Raw genomic sequence first — 16,332 nt, forward strand, 5'->3', positions numbered from 1 at the left:
ATAACGATAAATTATTAATTAGATCATTCCGTTAAGTGTAATTTTTTTAATTATAAGTTTATTTAAACTCAAAAAGCTGAATGTCGTATTCAGCTTTTTGAGAGAGATTTAAATAGTATATTTTGCTGTGATTTTATGGCATAAATAATACGGTTCCTCCATTTGGAGAAAGATCGAAATCAAAAGTTGTATTTTGTAATTTTTGAGTGTTAAATTTAGATTCCTGATCATTGCCATCAGCTATAATAGAAATTTCTTTTCCTTTTAACATTGGCAGATTCACCGTAATTTTTTTGCGTACATTTTCTCCATTAATTGCAGCAACATACCATTTTGTGTTTTTTCTTCTTGCAATTACACAATACTTTCCAGGATAACCGTCTATATATAAAGTTTCATCCCATACCGTTGGGACATGTTTTAAGTAATCAAATAGGTAAGATGGTTTTTCTTTTAAGTTTTCGGGAGTTAAACCCCAATGCTGCACTGGGGAAAAGAATACTACAGCAGTTGCCATTTCAAAAGCATCTGTTGTTTTTCTTACAGTTCCTTTGTTCGGATCACGATGCAGACGTTTATTTAAGAAAACAGGCCCAAAATCCATTGCTGCAACTGTATTTCTAGTAAAAGGATAAATAGTAGCAGTTGAAGGATATCGATCACTGAATCCTTGTTGAAAAACTAAATTCTCAGAAGCTAAAACTGCTTCACTTGTCATGTAGTTGGGATACATTCTTTCCCATCCTCGAGGAAGTGTGGCACCATGAAAATTAATTCCTAAACCGAATTCAGCTGCATCAGTTAGTATATCATGATATAATTTCATGGTAACTTGTTTGTCACCACCAAAAAAGTCAATTTTTAAACCTTTTACTCCAATTTGCTGTAACCACTGCATTTCTTTTCTGCGGGCTTCTGAAGTATTCATTTTATCTTTTGGAGTTTGTGGCGCCGTATTCCAGTTTCCATTAGAATTGTACCATAAAATAACGCCGACCTTTTTTGATTTGGCATAATTTACCAGTTCGGTCATTTTTTCTTTTCCGATGTTTACATCCCAAAGAGCATCAATTAAAATAAACTCACATTTTAGGTTTGCCGCAAGATCGATAAAAGTTTTTTGGTCATTATAGTTACAGCTTTCGTCCTGCCATACAATCCAGCTCCAGCTTGCGCGACCTGTATCAAATATTTTTGAAGATTTAATAAGTGGTTTTACAACATCTGTCGCAACAGTCGATTCTACAATTGGTTTTAACGTTCTTCCCAAGGTAATTGTTTTCCATGATGTTTGCATTGGAAGCGTAGAAGAGGCCGTTACTGCACCATTAAAATTGTTTTCACCTTCCTGAGGAAAACGAATAGAATAAATTCCGTTTGAATCAGCATCACTTAATCTAGTTCCAGGATAATTACCACTGATTCCAGTTTCAGAAATTAATAACCAGCCTTTATTTCCTAAATGAAAAAGAGCTGGAAAAGTATAACCTAATCCATATTGTGATTTTGTTCCAATTTTTTCCTCTCTTGTATATTCTTCCTCATAAGACGGTTTTGTTTTCTGCCATCCGCTTAGTGGGGGCGCTTGTGGCGTTATAAAAGTGGTTGTTCCTGATGGAAGTTTGAAACCAGTTATTTCCTTTTCGATAATGCAGTCAGTAGTATTCTTTTTATTTTTTGGAATCCAATAGCTAAATGCAATGTCATTGTTTGAAATCCTGAAGATTATACCAATCGTGTCATTCTCTTTATTAACAAAAGTAAATTTACTTTCATTCGCCAGATAGTTTACCTGACTTACTTTTGAGCGGTTTAGTTTATAGGATTCTTGAATTTTAGAGGAAGTTTTACCAATTAATTTGAGATCTTTTGTAAAATCTCCTGCTGAACTCAAAAGTCCTAAAGGTGATTGGCTTAGAAACTCTTCTTTTTGATAGAATAAATTATAGAAGACTTTACCATCTGTAACCGATATTTTTAGTTCTATATTTTTATCTGGACTTAAGGCTGATGTAGTTTGTGCTTTTAATGCGTTAGAATAGGAGAGAAAAAGCAAGGCGAATAAAATTAATCTCATAAAGTGGTTTTTGAAGTTAATAAGTTTAAGTGTAAACTTAACACTTTAAAACGCAAAAAAATATACTTTATATAAATTTTTAATTATTTAATCAACCCCAATATTCCTTTAAAATTTTCATTTCTAGAATCCTTTACCAATTCATAAAGACACATTTCGACATTCGTTAAACTAACTCCTTTTTGTTGTATTTTTTGAAAAGCTAAATCAATGCTGTTTTTGGATCGGGAAGAGGTACAATCTGTTACAATTTCAACTTCAAAATTTTGGGTTAAAAGTCCCACGGCGGTTTGATAAACACATATATGCGCTTCGATACCACAGACTAACCATTGTTTGCGTTTGGTTTGTAAAACGGCATTTTTAAACTCATCGTTTTCAAAAGCATTAAAAGTATATTTTTCTATTGCTTTTTGATTTCCGAGTAATTGCTTTAATTCGGGTATAGTATTTCCTAATCCGTTTGGATTTTGTTCTAGATAGATTATAGGAAGCGATAAAATTTGACAACCACGGATTAGTTTTTCTAGATTGCTGATCATTTTTTCACTTTCGTGTACAATACGTGCGAGTTTGCCTTGCACATCAACGATTATTAAACCTGTGTTTTCTTGTGTCAGCATATATTTTTGTTTAATCAGATTGAGCTCTCTAATTTACTCAAAAAAGACACGTAAAAAGAACTTCTTCTGGTAGAAAACAATTCGATTTTGAATGTTGAAAATATTGATTTTTTGGTTTCACTACAAATTTTCCTCAACTCATTACAAGATGTAATTTTTACGTTGCATTTTATAAAACAAATAAATTCCAGTATGCTAAATTTGGTCAAAATGTAATAAAAAAAGGAAGTATGCAGATCAATTCAATTTGGGGAAGCAAAAAGAAAATTTCATTCTGGGATCGATTGTTTAAAAGAAATAAAACAATCGATAAAGAACTTAGTACACCAGAAATAATTGGTAAAAACTGTCAAGGGTTGTGGTTAGGGAATGAAAATTTAAAATCGTTTCTTTTTTCGACCGATATGGCTTTAATTGAAAATAATGATGCCGATGCAATTTTGGCTGTTTATCCTTTTCCGCCTTCTCCAAAAATCATAAAAACCTTAATTGATTTTTCTGGAAAACCTGTTGTTTGCGGAGTTGGAGGAGGAAAAACCAAAGGAAAAAAATCTCTCGAAATGGCAATTTATGCTGAAGAAATGGGAGCATCAGGTATAATTGTAAATATTCCGTTTGAGAATAAAGACATTAAAAAAATTAGACAAAAAGTTTCACTACCTATCATAGCAACTGTAGCGACTTCAGATTTTGACTTCCTAAAAAAGAGAATAGATGCAGGAGTAAATGTTTTTCATGTATCCGGCGGTATGCACACGAATAAAATTGTACAAGAAATAAAAGCTAAGTTTCCCAACTTTCCTATAATGGCGACTGGAGGGAAAAGTTTAACAGATATTGAAGAATCTATTAATTCGGGATCTAAAGCCATTGTACTTTCTCCGCCTTCCAACAAAGATTTATTCAAAAGTATTATGGATAAATACAGAAGCAGTTTGAATCCTTTTCAGTAATACTTATAAGCAAGAAAGGCGGTCTATTTGGACCGCCTTTATGATCAGGAAAAAGATGTTAATTATCCATGTGCTTCTACCGAAACAGCATTCCATTTTTCCCAGCTTTCAAGTCTTTGTTCATAGCTTTGTTTTACAAATGGTAAAGCCACTTTTCCAAGAAGTAATCGTAAAGGAGGATTTTCGTTTTCTACTAATTTTACAACAATAGGAGCAGTCGCTTCAACTTTGCCAAATATGTTTTCTCTTTCTGCTAATGCTTTTTTAATTTCGTCATAAGCTGGTATATTTTCACTAGAAATTCCTGTATGCCAAATGTTTGATGCATAACCGTTTGGTTCTAATAAAGTAACATTGATTCCGAATTGTTTTACTTCTGATGCCAAGGTTTCACTTAATCCTTCAATCGCAAACTTTGAAGCGCTGTATAGTCCCATTGTAGCTGGTAAAGTCGCTAATCCTAAAATAGAAGAAACCTGAATAATGTGACCACTTTTTTGCACTCTCATTATTGGAAGAACGGCTTGTGTTAACCATAAAGTTCCAAAGAAATTGGTTTCAAATTGTTCTCGTGCTTCTTTTTCGCTCGCTTCTTCAACAGCACCTGTAAGTGCGTAACCTGCATTGTTGATTAAAACATCTATGGTTCCAAAATGATTTTTGACTTTTTGAACGACCTCTAGTGATTCTTCACGATTGTTAACGTCTAATTTTAAAGGTAAAATCGCATTTCCATATTTTTCTTTAAGGTCGTTTAAAGTGTCTACATTTCGTGCCGTTGCTGCAACATTATAACCTTTAGCTAAAAAGGCTTCTGTCCAAGTTCTTCCAAATCCTTTTGATGCTCCTGTAATTAAAATTGTTTTTGACATTGTATTTGTTTTTTAAATTATGAATTATTTTTAAACATGACCAATCGGTCATTTTTATGGTAAAAAAAATTACAGCTTTTTTGCAGCTATATTTTTTTTGAGTGCTGTTGTTATGGTTTTCATTTTATCGTTGTTGCCGGACATTCTAGCCATTAAATGTCCACCTTCAAGAGAAGCAAAAAGCACAGCTGCAAATTCTGCTGCATCCCAGTTTGGGTCAAATTCTTTGTCTGCAATACCTTTTTCTATGATGGATGTTAATAATTGCTGACCGCGTTTGATCGTCGCGTTTACTTTTTCTTTTACAATTGGATTAGTATCGTCAGCTTCAGTCCCAAAATTTAATAATGGACATCCTCCAATAACGGGTGGATTTAATGGATTGCTAAAAAAATCAATGTAAGCAATAAGCTGTTCTTCGGCAGTTTTTCCCTGTCTGAGTTCTGCCTCAAGTTTAGAACTCAATATTTTCATATTATGATCTACAGCAGCAGAGGCCAGAACATCTTTATTTTCAAAATGGACATACATACTTCCTTTAGACAATTTGGTTGCCTCCATAATATCGCTCATAGAGGTTGCTGCAATTCCTTTTGTATTAAAAATGGGAGCGGCTTTTTCTATAATAAATTGTTTGGTTTCTTCCCCTTTTGTCATGGTGAATTGTATTTTATGATACAAATATATGACCGATTGGTCATATATGCAATTATTTATTGATTTATTTCATTTAGAATTGTTCGATAAAAGAGCAAACAGCTCAAAAATCCTTTAAAATAAAGAGAATTTAAGCTGTTTAATTTTATAATTATTTTTGAAATTTATCAATTCGCACGATTCCTTTCCTCTTCATTTCCAAAATCTCTTTCTTTCGATTTCACATTTTCATTACCAAACTTATAGCTTAAAGCAATTCTAAAACCTCTTGAATCTGCGTAATTTTTCATAGTATTTTTAATTCCGTTGGAGTAATAAGAAATTAATGGTTTTTGTGCATTTAGTAAATCTTCGCCGGTTAGCGTGATTGAAAGATTCTTTTTTAAAGCTAAAAGTTTAACCGAAATGTCCAGAATATTTAAAGTCGAAATATTAAAAACCTGATAACGTCCCGGCAGTTGTAAACCGTAGTTCAAACCAAGAAATACTGTTTTTGAATTATTTACCGTAAAATCATTATTACTGTAAATATAACCGTTGTAACCATCTACAGACGCAATAAGATTGGTTTTCGATTTTACGTTTTGGTAATTCAGGTTAAAGCCCATAAAACTATTCCACCAGCTGAATTTATTGAAATTATAATATGTTGAAAGACCAATTTGATATGTATTGGCATAATTAATTGGTGTACTTTTAGTGATGTTTGTTTCAGGATCGATAATCGCCAGTTCTTGTCCGAAATCTGAAACCTGAGAGAAATAGATGTTATTGACCCATTTTTGATTGTGAATGTACGAAAACTCTAAATTATCAATTATTGACGGTTTCAAAAACGGATTTCCTTCTGAATAATAATATGGACTTGTTCTAATCACAAACGGATTCAAATAATCAAAATCAGGTCTGCGGATTCTTCGGCTGTAGTTTAAAGAATAAGAATTGTTGTCATTGGCCGTATAAGTCAAATAAGCGGTTGGAAAAAGCTTTACATAATTGTTTTTGTTCGTTTGGTTCAGATTCTCTGAAAAACCTTCTGTTTGTGTGGCTTCGGCTCTTAAACCAATTTGTGTTTCCCATTTTTCATTTAGCTTTTTGCCTGCTGAAAAGTACAAAGCTTGATTGTATTCTTTATAAGTAAAAATGTTAGAGTAAGTTGTATTTAAAACCGGAGTTCCAGTTTCATTATCAAAAACATTCAAATCATTTTTGGTGTTCGTATAAAATCCTTTTCCACCAAAACTAATGTTGGCGAAAGAATAGGGAAGTGTTATATCAATTTTCGCGGAATAATTCTTCAGTTGATTGACATTCGAATTAATAGCAGAAAAGTAAGTTCCGTCTATATTTTCTTTTTCAGCGTTCATTTCATTTCCTGAAAATACTCTGGAATCCTTTTTTTGATAGTTGAAATAATCCAAATCAACAGTTATGTTTTTGCCATTGCTGTCCAGATTAAAAGAATTGTTCCAGTTTACGGAATTCATTTGTGGTTTGTTTTGCGATTTTACATCAGATAAAATATAAGAATTGATTTCTCCCGAAGTATTGTAACGAGTCGTTAATGGATTATTTGCCGATTTTCTGTCATTAAAACTTCCTAAATACTTAATTCCGGTGGTCCATTTTTCAGTTAGTTTGTAATCAAAACCCAATCCGATGCTTAATAAATCGGTTTCAGATTTTGTTTTAATGTTCTGCTTCCACAATTCATTCGTATAATAAATTCGGTTATCAGAAGTAGTTCTAAGCTGGTCTTTTCCTTTATTGACAGAAGCCTGCAAAGAAAGTTTGTTGTAATTGTAAATAAATAATCCGTTTACATTGCCGCTGGCGTAACTTCTTTGCACGAATGAAGTTCCAAGATTGGCATTCCAAGAATTGGCTTTAGCAGTTTTCAGTTTAATATTAATTAATCCGCTGTTTCCTTCGGCTTCGTATTTTGCGGGCGGAGTCGTAATCACTTCAATGCTTTTAATATTATCTGCAGGAATTGATTTTAAAAATGCGGTTAAATCTTCCTGCGTCATTTTGTTTAAACGATCGTCAATCATCACCAGAACTTCTCCTTTACCAACAATAGAAATGGTTTCGTTTTGCACTCTAACTGTTGGTGTAGATTTTAAAGCATCTAAAGCTGTTCCTCCGGTTGCAGTAACAGAATTTTCCACATTAAAAACCAGTCTGTCCACTTTTTGTTCTACAAGTTTTTTTCTGGATTTTACCGTTACACCTTCCAGCTGAATCTGTTCTTTCACTTCGATTATTCCTAAATCCTGATCTTGATTTACGCTTATTTCTTTATTCCTAAATTCAGTTCCAAATTGTTCTATTATCAATACATAATTTCCTTTTTCGGCTTTCAATGCAAAATTGCCTAAACTATCTGTAGAAGCTTGCTGGTATAATTTTTTGTCGGCTTGAAGTAAAGTTGCCGTTGCAAATTCCAAAGGTGTTTTATTCTGATTAATAATTTTTCCTTTTATAGAAAATTGTTGAGCAATGCCGTTAATTTGAAATAGAAATAAAACGGTAATAAAAATGATTCTGTTTATGGTTTTGAATTTAATTACAGGACAAAACTGTTCCAATTAAAACCGAAATACCACTTTTATCGACAAACCCCGCTGATTAATCTGCAAACCCGTAAAAAAGCTTTTTACTGAATGTATATCTTTGTTTTAAAAATATACCAAATGTATAAAGGCACTATTACCAAAAAGCTCGAATGCTTCATTCATCTTATTTATTGGGTTCTAATTTTTTATTTCACTTTCGTGAAAAATCCGATTGGTGCACATTTTTCTACACCCGGTTTATTTCTTTGGACCTATTTTATTGTCTTTGTTCTGACATTTTATTTTCATTATCTGATTGTAATGAAAAAAGTTTTTAAAGCTTTTAACTGGAAAAGATTATTGATGGGAGTTTTTGTTTCTTATCTGGTTTTTACTTTTCTCAGATTTCTTTCGGAACAAGTCATAACCAAAGTTTTATTTGATAAAGTAAATTATACCGATATTAATTTTCTGAATTATATGCTCGATAATATGCAATACAGCAGTATGACAATTATCCTTAGTTCGTTTCTCTGGTTTGTGATTTATTCGATTCGGCTTTTGGAATACAACCAGCTTATTTTGGAAGAGAATAAAAATACCGAAATCAAATTTTTGAAAGCACAGATTAATCCGCACTTTGTATTTAATACTTTAAATAACATTTACTCCATGGTTTATTTTCAGTCAGATAAATCCTTGACTGCAATTGATAAACTGAGTCAGATTATGCGTTTTACGACTTATGAATCACAGAAAGAAAAGATCAGACTTTCGGACGAAGTTGATTATATAAAAGCGTATATTGAACTCGAAGAATTAAGGCATCAGGAAAATGTTGTTGTGGATTTGAAGCTGGAATTGGAAAACGAGTTGGAGGAAATTCCGCCTTATATTTTATCGCCTTTGGTAGAAAATGCTTTAAAACACGGAGCGGTTTCAAATAATGAACCAATCGAAATTGACCTGAAAGTCTTATCAAGAAAACTAACTTTCAAAGTAAAAAACACAATTGGAACACAGAAAAAAGATAGTTTGGGCGGAATAGGCTTGGACAATTTACAAAAGCGTCTGGAGATTCATTATCCTGAAAAACACCAACTGAAAATCACAGAAGAAGAAAACCATTTTACAGCCGAACTCGAAATAGATTTAAAATGAATAAAAAAATAAACTGCATTATTCTCGACGACGAACCTTTTGCTGTAAAACTAATTGCCGATTATGCTTCTAAAGTTCCAAGATTGAATGTTTTATATGCAGACAGCGATGTATTTAAAGCAATCGAAGTTCTGAATACAGAATCGGTAGATTTGATTTTTATTGACATTCAGATGCCACAATTAACGGGAATTGAGTTGATGCAGATGTTCAATCAGAAATACAATTTTATTATTACATCGGCTTATCCGCAATATGCTCTGGAAGCTTTTCAGTTTCATGTGATTGATTATTTACTAAAACCAACTACGTTTAACCGATTTTATCAAAGTGTAGAAAAGTTCATTCGCTGGCAGGAAACTTTTCAGGTTAATGAAAAACCGGATAATGATTATCTCTTCGTAAAAGCAGACCGAAAACACTATAAAATAGCTTTAAACGATATTTTATATATTGAAGGTTTAAGAGATTACATCCGAATTCATACCAACGATGAAAAAATTATGGCATTGGAGAATATGAAAGATATTCTGGAAAAACTCCCGAGTCAGTTTATTCGAATTCATCGTTCATATATTATTCCAAAAGACAAAATTAAAGTTATTGATGGAAATCAGATTGTCATGAAAAGCGGGAATGCTTTGCCGATTGGTGAGACATACAGGAAGTTGGTTAGTGAGTGGTTGAATTAATAAATAATTAGATGAAAGCAAATAATGAATTAATTGAAATCCAAAGAGAAATCTGCGATAAATACGGTTTAAATTTTGAACCTTGTGATCTAAATTTAAAAATTGGAATTTCATTAAATATAATTGAGAATAAGTACGAAATGCCAATTTACGGATCAAGACTTCGCACTGAAAATGGTACAAACGGATGGTATATTTATGCCGGCGATTATTCTGAAGCTGATGATTTTTTTAAGCCTTTGCATGCGTCTCACTTAGAGGAAATTTGTCCGTTGCTTTTGCCTTATTTAGGATTAGCACCCGGAAGCAGATTTTTAATTGCAGAAAATGGTAATTATGTTGATGTTTGGGAGGATTTGTCGTTGTTGGGAATGTGACCCTTTGTTAATGTGAACGTAAAGTTTTATTAAAAAAAAAAATGAAAACCTGCTTTTGAAATGTATCGTTCCTACGGAACTTCTATCAAGACCGTGTTTCTTTCAACGGATTAATCCCGATAGCTATCGGGAGTTGCTACAATATTTTTCATTCCTAACGGAATTCTACGAGTAGTTATGTAATTATTTGAAATAATGAAAAAAGAGCCATAGGCTCGAAAAATATTGTAGGGCCGGATTTTAATCCGGTTACATAAATGTAAATCCCATTTAAAAAAGATCCGTAGGATCGGAACATATTAAAAAGCGCGTTTTATCTTAATCCTGTTCAAAACTTTTTAATGTTCCATCGTCATTAAATTGTATAGAATACCTTTCACGGCTTCCATTAATATTAGTCGGATACCAGTATATTTGATTTTTCCGAATAGAAATATAAATACTTTCAGGAGCTTTAGCGCCTTCTATATGCTCTGATTTTTGGTTTAAAACAGCACTTACTTTGGCAGCATTCGCAAAGTCAATCTTATTAAGGGATATTAATTGATCCTGAATATTATCTCTGATAGAAAGCTGAATCGGTTTCGGTTCTGACCATCGATTATCTTTATACTCATAAGAATCAATATATTTGGGATTTTCTGGATGCTGAAGCTTAATATTTATTCTTCCATCATCATAAAAATATACAAGAGAATAAATAAAAATCTCCTTTCCGTTGTATTGAGGCAGTTTTCTAAGTTCTTCTTCTGCTTTTTTGAGTCCGTCAACATCCGATAAAAAATGATGTTCGGAATTTTCTCTAAGCTCTTTTTGCTGTGTATTTGTTTGTGTTTTTTGAATATCAACAGGCTTGTGATCTGTTCTGTTTATTGGCGAATCATTAGTCTTAAATGTTTCGTCGATACTTTTAGAGATTTGATTGCAGCTTAGAAATAGTAAACTGCAAAAGAATAATGTTATTAATTTTTTCATATGATTAGGCTATATTATCTAAATCGCTTGCAAAGGCAATTTGTGTAGGATTTTCAGGTAAATAAAAAATATCAATTTCTTTTTGTTTGGCAATATCAAGGTCAAGTAATCCAATGACTTTCTTTAGAGTATTTTTATGAATGCGATGCTGATTATCTGTGTATTCCAGTTCAAAACGCATCATAGGCTGTTCATTAATATAAGTTCCGGTTTGGCTGACTTTAATTAATCTTGCCGGAGTTTTTATTCCTTTAAATTTAATTAAAACAGAATCGGGATTCAGACCTGTAAATTTATTAATGATGAATCTCAAAATAAAACGATAAAATAAAAGTACCATTGGGCAGATTATGAGAGGATGTCCAAAACTTATAAAGCGCCATCCCATACCCTGACTTTCTGTTTTATAAGAATAAAAATAATAGCCTATTACTGAAATTACAGTAATTAACCAGCCCAATATCCTTAAAATCAAATTCACATTATTGAGTTTCGCTTGAGTGGTTGATATAATAAAATAGGGCAGTTGTTTAGTATTTTTATTGAGTAATAAATTTAGTTTTTTCCCTGTTTCAAAACGACGTTCATGAGGTTTGCTGTCTGTAATGATTGTTTTATGGGTGATTTCGGTATCAGAAAGGTTTTTAAACAACAAATCAAGTTCGTATGTATTGAATTTAGCATTTTGTTTTGAAATGATTCTGGCGTTTATAATTTTTGCTTCCCTGCGCACTCCATTCTCTTTTATTGCTTCTAAATTCTTCTTAGTAATAAAAATTTGTACTATCCATCTTTTAAAATATCCAAATGATAGTATTGTCCAAAGTATAATTGAGAATGCTAATATACCTAGCGCCATCCACGGATTTTTATCATTTAAAGCCCTTATATCGAATTCATTGTTGATATTATAGTACAGCAGCATCGGAAATGGGATTGCAAAAAAGAGCATATAAACGGTCCAAAATGATGCAAAAAAATATTTTTTCATTCTTTGTGGTATTTATAAAATTACAGATCGATTAATGTTTTGTAAATAACATTCAAAATGCTTTTTACAAATCGACATTAATCAAATTTACAGAATATTTAATCCTTTACCTACAAGCCTTTATTAATTTTATGTGTTTTTAATTATTCATTCACTAATACAAATGTCTTATTTGTGAACGCAAAAAGTATATTTTTAAAAGAAGTAAAAAGAAATCAAATCCCACCATAACGCAGCGTAGATCCCAAAACCAGCATCGCAACTCCAATTAAAGTAACGGTTAAAATAATAAATGCCATTATCTTGATATTGTATTTATCAAGATTGGGAATAAAATAAAGTTGTGCACAAATAGCACAAACAAAAGTACAGAAAAGCAAAACTAGTTTGGTTGAAATCACAGTTTCAAAACCACCTGAAAAATCAAACCAGGTTTCGATAGTAACTCCAAAATCGTATGCCATCCAGATTCCTGTTACAATCAATAAAGCTAAAGAAGACATTCCGAGTGCTTCAAATTTCTTTTCAAAATTTAGAATAATTTTCGGGTCTTTTTTCTTTAAAGCTTTTGGAAGATAACTGATGCTTAAAAGCAAATGACCGCCAACCCAAACTGTCGCGGCCAAAAGATGAATGGTTAATATAAAATGATGTAAAGTCATAGTTGACTATTAAATTTTTCGATAGAAATCATTCCCTAAAAACAACTTTTATTTTTGAGGTAGAATAATTCTTTAATCTTATTTCTTTATGGGAATCATTTAATTTTGAAAGCGTTGGCACATTATTCATAAAATGCTGCACATAATAATTGCCTTCAAAATTTTGTGTTTCGAGGTATTCGATCATTTGAACAAAATCGGTTTCCGTAATTAAGGAAGAATGAAAAGTAGTCCGAATTTCAAACGGAATATTGGACTGAATTAAAAGTTTCAGACTTTCTTCAAATGGAGAAAATAAGCCTGACTGCGTTATTTTTTTAAAGGTATGAGGAAGACTTTTATAATCTAACGCGACATAATCAATTAATTGATCATGAATCAGGCTGTTCAGTACTTTAGGGTTAGAGCCGTTGGTGTCAATTTTAACGGCAAATCCCATTGTTTTGATTTCTTTGATAAAAGAAATGATATTTTTAGAAAGCGTACACTCTCCGCCGCTTAATACCACGCCATCCAATAGTCTTTTTCGGGTTTTAAGGAAAGAAAGGATGGAGTCAAAATCCATTTTTCCTTTTCCCAAAACAATTTCAGGATTATAGCAGTATAAACACCGCATGTTACAGCCCGCAAACCACACAATGCAGGCTGTTTTATGCGGATAATCTAATAAAGTAAAAGGCGTGAGGCTAAATATTCCTTTAGTAGATAATTGCTTCTTCGAAATGTGTACGCTGTTGGTGTTCACCTTTTTTTCCTATGTTAAAACTTTCTACGGGTCTGTGATAACCCATTACTCGCGTGTAAACAAGACATTTGCTTCTTTTACTGTTGTTCTCGGCTAATATTTTATGCGTTTTTGTTTTCATAAGCTAAGTGTTTTTGGTTGTTGGCATGAAGTAATTCTTCATCGCATTTTGGACAGTATTCGTGTTCTCCGTTTAAATACCCGTGAACAGGGCAAATACTGAAAACGGGAGTTACGGTTATATAAGGCAGTTTAAAGTTGGTTAAAACCTTTTTGACAAAGTTTTTACAGGCTTCAGGACTGCTTATTTTTTCTCTCATATAAAGATGCAAAACTGTACCACCAGTATATTTGCATTGTAATTCATCCTGAAGCAATAAGGCTTCAAAAGGATCTTCGGTATAATCTACCGGAATTTGAGAACTATTAGTATAATAAATGTTCTTGTCGTGTCCCGCTTGCAGAATCTCTGGAAAACGTTTCTTGTCTTCTTTTGCAAAACGATAGGTTGTTCCTTCGGCTGGTGTCGCTTCGAGATTATACAGATTTCCCGTTTCTTCCTGAAATTCTTTCATTCGCAATCGGATGTAATCTAGAATTTCGGTGGCAAAATGAATTCCTGAATTGTTGGTTATATTCTGTTTTCCTTCCGTGAAATTAATTACCATTTCGTTCATTCCGTTTACGCCAATGGTCGAAAAGTGATTCTTAAAATGCTTTAAGTAACGCTGCGTATAAGGATATAAACCACGATCATACATTTCTTGAATAAACTTCCTTTTTTTCTCTAAAGTCGATTTTGCAATGGCCAGCAATTCATCCAAGTGTGAAAATAAATTGATGATATTTCCTTTGTGCAAATAACCCAAACGTGCCATATTTATAGTGACAACTCCAATGCTTCCCGTCATTTCTGCACTTCCAAAAAGTCCGTTGCCACGTTTTAATAATTCCCTTAAGTCGAGTTGTAATCTACAGCACATACTTCTTACAGCGTTTGGTTTATAAGCGTCAGGATTTTCAATTCGGTTTCCGTTATCATCCAAAAGATATTGGCTACCAATGAAATTCTGAAAATAAGAAGAACCAATTTTAGCCGTGTTTTCAAACAACAAATCAACATTTTCGCCATTCCAGTCAAAATCTTCTGTGATATTAACTGTTGGAATAGGGAAGGTAAACGGCTGTCCGTTGGCGTCACCTTCAGTCATAATGGTATAATATGCTTTATTTATGAGATTCATTTCTGTTTGAAAATCAGCATATTTTAGATTTTCTAATTTAGAAACACCTCTTTTTTGAGCTACGTGAATCAGATTTTGATCCGTAACATTCAAAAACAAATGCAGATCATTTTTCGTCGGAATTTGTTCTTTTAAATCTTCAGGTACATTCCAGTCCAAAGTAATATTGGTAAAAGGCGACTGACCCCAGCGTGCTGGAACATTCAGATTATAAACAAAACTTCTAACGGCTTTTAAAACCTCATCATAGGTAAGCTGATCTTTAAAAACATAAGGAGCTAGGTAAGTATCAAAAGAACTGAAAGCCTGAGCGCCTGCCCATTCGCTTTGCAAAATTCCTAAGAAATTAGCCATTTGTCCCAATGCTTCTCTAAAATGAGAAGGAGGTCTGCTCTCGACACGGCCGCGCACGCCGTTAAATCCTTCGTTCAAGAGCACGCGCAGGCTCCACCCAGCGCAGTATCCGGTAAGACAATCCAAATCATGGATATGTATGTCGCCATTCCTATGAGCAGATCCTTCTTCTTTATTATATATTTTATCCAGCCAATAATTGGCGATTACTTTTCCCGCGGTATTACTCACAAGTCCTGCGTTTGAATACGAAATATTCGCATTGGCATTAATTCGCCAATCTGACTGGTTGATGTATTCCTCAACAGTTTGTGTGCTGTCTATATAGGTAGTGTCATCGTTTAAACCGTTAACATGTTCCCGCTGTAATTTTCTGGTATGTCGATAGATGATAAACGAACGCATGGTTTGGAAATAGCCATTTTCAAAAAGTACTCTTTCGATCATGTCCTGAATTTCTTCTACAGGCCACGAATACTTTACCTCAAGACCTGAAAGGACAATTTTATAGATTTTTTTATCAAAAGTTTTATTGACACTTTGAAAAGCTTTTTGAATCGCATCATGAATTTTATAAGCCTCAAAAGGTTTATAATCTCCATTGCGTTTAATGACGTATTTTTCCATGGTTTATTCTTAATTTAGGACACTTTTTCAAAAGTTTTTTCGAGTTCAATGGCTTTTGGGAATAAAATATTATTCTCCATGTGAATGTGTTTTTTCAAATCTTTATCAAATTCTTCGAGCATGGCAAAAGCAGCTTTGTAGGTTGTACAAGATTCAACAGGAGGCGTATAATTGTTGGTTAAAGCGGCAATTCTTTTAAAACGTTGTCCTTCGGTAATATGATCTTCTCTTAATGAAATAATTGGATTTTCGATACTGAAAAATGGTGGTAAGTCAAACGAAGTTCCTTTATTCTGAGCTGCTTTCATTTTTTTAATGAAAGGAAAAACTACCAATTCTTCCCTTTTCATATGAGCCGTTAAATCCAAAGCAGACTTTGAGAAAATCGTATGAATTTCATGCAGTTCTGGATGAATCGCACCGTGAACACCGCACAATTTGGTTAGGTATTGAATAATAATCGGCGCTTTTTCTTCAATATATCGATGATGCGTTTTGGTAATATAATCTGCAATCATATCTGCCGGCCATGATTTGTAATCAAAGGACTGGTTGGCAGAACTGTTTCTGGCTTTTTCGATATGTTCGATAAGTTCATTTTGCTCAATGTCTCTTTTTTTACAGACTTCCTCAATGGTTCGATATCCTTTACAGCAAAAATCGATGTGGTATTTTGTGAAAATTGCTGCTGTTCTAAAATCATCTGCTACAATTTCGCCAATCGTGATTTTATTTGTTAGTTTCATATTAGTGGGGGATTTATT

At 33.0% G+C, this 16,332-nt stretch carries 16 protein-coding genes; 4 read left to right on the forward strand and 12 right to left on the reverse strand.

What is annotated here, in order from left to right; genetic code table 11:
* Positions 1–133: 133 nt before the first annotated feature.
* Entirely contained in the window at positions 134–2,077 is a 1,944-nt protein-coding gene (locus GSY47_RS02770) for a glycoside hydrolase family 97 protein (protein ID WP_179006184.1), read from the reverse strand.
* A gap of 83 nt (positions 2,078–2,160) precedes the next feature.
* Positions 2,161–2,700, reverse strand: coding sequence for a hydrolase (locus tag GSY47_RS02775; protein ID WP_179006186.1), 540 nt, complete (start codon positions 2,698–2,700; stop codon positions 2,161–2,163).
* A 230-nt stretch (positions 2,701–2,930) separates the two neighbouring features.
* Between GSY47_RS02775 and GSY47_RS02780 the strand changes: the two genes are divergently transcribed.
* On the forward strand, positions 2,931–3,653 hold the full coding sequence (locus GSY47_RS02780) for a hypothetical protein (RefSeq protein WP_179006188.1): 723 nt from the start codon (positions 2,931–2,933) through the stop codon (positions 3,651–3,653).
* A 62-nt stretch (positions 3,654–3,715) separates the two neighbouring features.
* Here the strand turns inward: GSY47_RS02780 and GSY47_RS02785 are convergent, their stop codons facing one another.
* The 3 genes from GSY47_RS02785 to GSY47_RS02795 form a co-directional block, all read right to left on the reverse strand.
* On the reverse strand, positions 3,716–4,525 hold the full coding sequence (locus GSY47_RS02785) for an SDR family NAD(P)-dependent oxidoreductase (protein WP_179006190.1): 810 nt from the start codon (positions 4,523–4,525) through the stop codon (positions 3,716–3,718).
* A 69-nt stretch (positions 4,526–4,594) separates the two neighbouring features.
* On the reverse strand, positions 4,595–5,182 hold the full coding sequence (locus GSY47_RS02790; RefSeq protein WP_179006192.1) for a TetR/AcrR family transcriptional regulator: 588 nt from the start codon (positions 5,180–5,182) through the stop codon (positions 4,595–4,597).
* Between the two features lie 167 nt (positions 5,183–5,349).
* Positions 5,350–7,773, reverse strand: coding sequence for an outer membrane beta-barrel family protein (locus GSY47_RS02795; RefSeq protein WP_246611244.1), 2,424 nt, complete (start codon positions 7,771–7,773; stop codon positions 5,350–5,352).
* A 288-nt stretch (positions 7,774–8,061) separates the two neighbouring features.
* Between GSY47_RS02795 and GSY47_RS02800 the strand changes: the two genes are divergently transcribed.
* From GSY47_RS02800 to GSY47_RS02810, 3 genes are read left to right on the forward strand one after another with little or no spacing between them, the layout of a single operon-like run.
* Positions 8,062–8,901: a sensor histidine kinase gene (locus tag GSY47_RS02800; RefSeq protein ID WP_246611245.1), complete on the forward strand. Its 840-nt coding sequence runs from the start codon at positions 8,062–8,064 to the stop codon at positions 8,899–8,901.
* Complete coding sequence (locus tag GSY47_RS02805) at positions 8,898–9,593, forward strand: LytR/AlgR family response regulator transcription factor (RefSeq protein WP_179006197.1); 696 nt, start codon at positions 8,898–8,900, stop codon at positions 9,591–9,593. The genes GSY47_RS02800 and GSY47_RS02805 overlap by 4 nt, the downstream gene beginning before the upstream one ends.
* Positions 9,594–9,604: 11 nt before the next feature.
* The gene (locus GSY47_RS02810) at positions 9,605–9,970 is read left to right on the forward strand and encodes an immunity protein Imm33 domain-containing protein (protein WP_218651438.1); all 366 of its coding nucleotides are present in this window, start codon (positions 9,605–9,607) and stop codon (positions 9,968–9,970) included.
* A gap of 318 nt (positions 9,971–10,288) precedes the next feature.
* Here the strand turns inward: GSY47_RS02810 and GSY47_RS02815 are convergent, their stop codons facing one another.
* The 7 genes from GSY47_RS02815 to ric form a co-directional block, all read right to left on the reverse strand.
* Positions 10,289–10,945 carry a hypothetical protein gene (locus tag GSY47_RS02815; protein WP_179006199.1) on the reverse strand — a complete coding sequence of 219 codons (657 nt, stop codon included), beginning with the start codon at positions 10,943–10,945 and terminating at the stop codon, positions 10,289–10,291.
* Between the two features lie 4 nt (positions 10,946–10,949).
* On the reverse strand, positions 10,950–11,936 hold the full coding sequence (locus GSY47_RS02820; protein ID WP_179006201.1) for a hypothetical protein: 987 nt from the start codon (positions 11,934–11,936) through the stop codon (positions 10,950–10,952).
* 215 nt (positions 11,937–12,151) lie between these two features.
* Positions 12,152–12,598: a copper resistance protein CopD gene (locus GSY47_RS02825; protein ID WP_179006203.1), complete on the reverse strand. Its 447-nt coding sequence runs from the start codon at positions 12,596–12,598 to the stop codon at positions 12,152–12,154.
* Between the two features lie 28 nt (positions 12,599–12,626).
* On the reverse strand, positions 12,627–13,343 hold the full coding sequence (locus GSY47_RS02830) for an anaerobic ribonucleoside-triphosphate reductase activating protein (protein ID WP_179006205.1): 717 nt from the start codon (positions 13,341–13,343) through the stop codon (positions 12,627–12,629).
* Positions 13,297–13,464 carry an anaerobic ribonucleoside-triphosphate reductase gene (nrdD, locus tag GSY47_RS26340; RefSeq protein ID WP_143102124.1) on the reverse strand — a complete coding sequence of 56 codons (168 nt, stop codon included), beginning with the start codon at positions 13,462–13,464 and terminating at the stop codon, positions 13,297–13,299. Before nrdD ends, GSY47_RS02830 begins: the two co-directional genes overlap by 47 nt.
* Positions 13,445–15,568: a ribonucleoside triphosphate reductase gene (locus tag GSY47_RS02840; RefSeq protein WP_179006207.1), complete on the reverse strand. Its 2,124-nt coding sequence runs from the start codon at positions 15,566–15,568 to the stop codon at positions 13,445–13,447. Before GSY47_RS02840 ends, nrdD begins: the two co-directional genes overlap by 20 nt.
* A 14-nt stretch (positions 15,569–15,582) precedes the next feature.
* Positions 15,583–16,314, reverse strand: a complete 732-nt coding sequence (gene ric / locus GSY47_RS02845) for an iron-sulfur cluster repair di-iron protein (RefSeq protein WP_179006209.1) — start codon at positions 16,312–16,314, stop codon at positions 15,583–15,585.
* Positions 16,315–16,332 lie beyond the last annotated feature (18 nt).

This window comes from Flavobacterium quisquiliarum (assembly GCF_019308285.1).
In the GTDB taxonomy this organism is placed as follows: domain Bacteria; phylum Bacteroidota; class Bacteroidia; order Flavobacteriales; family Flavobacteriaceae; genus Flavobacterium; species Flavobacterium quisquiliarum.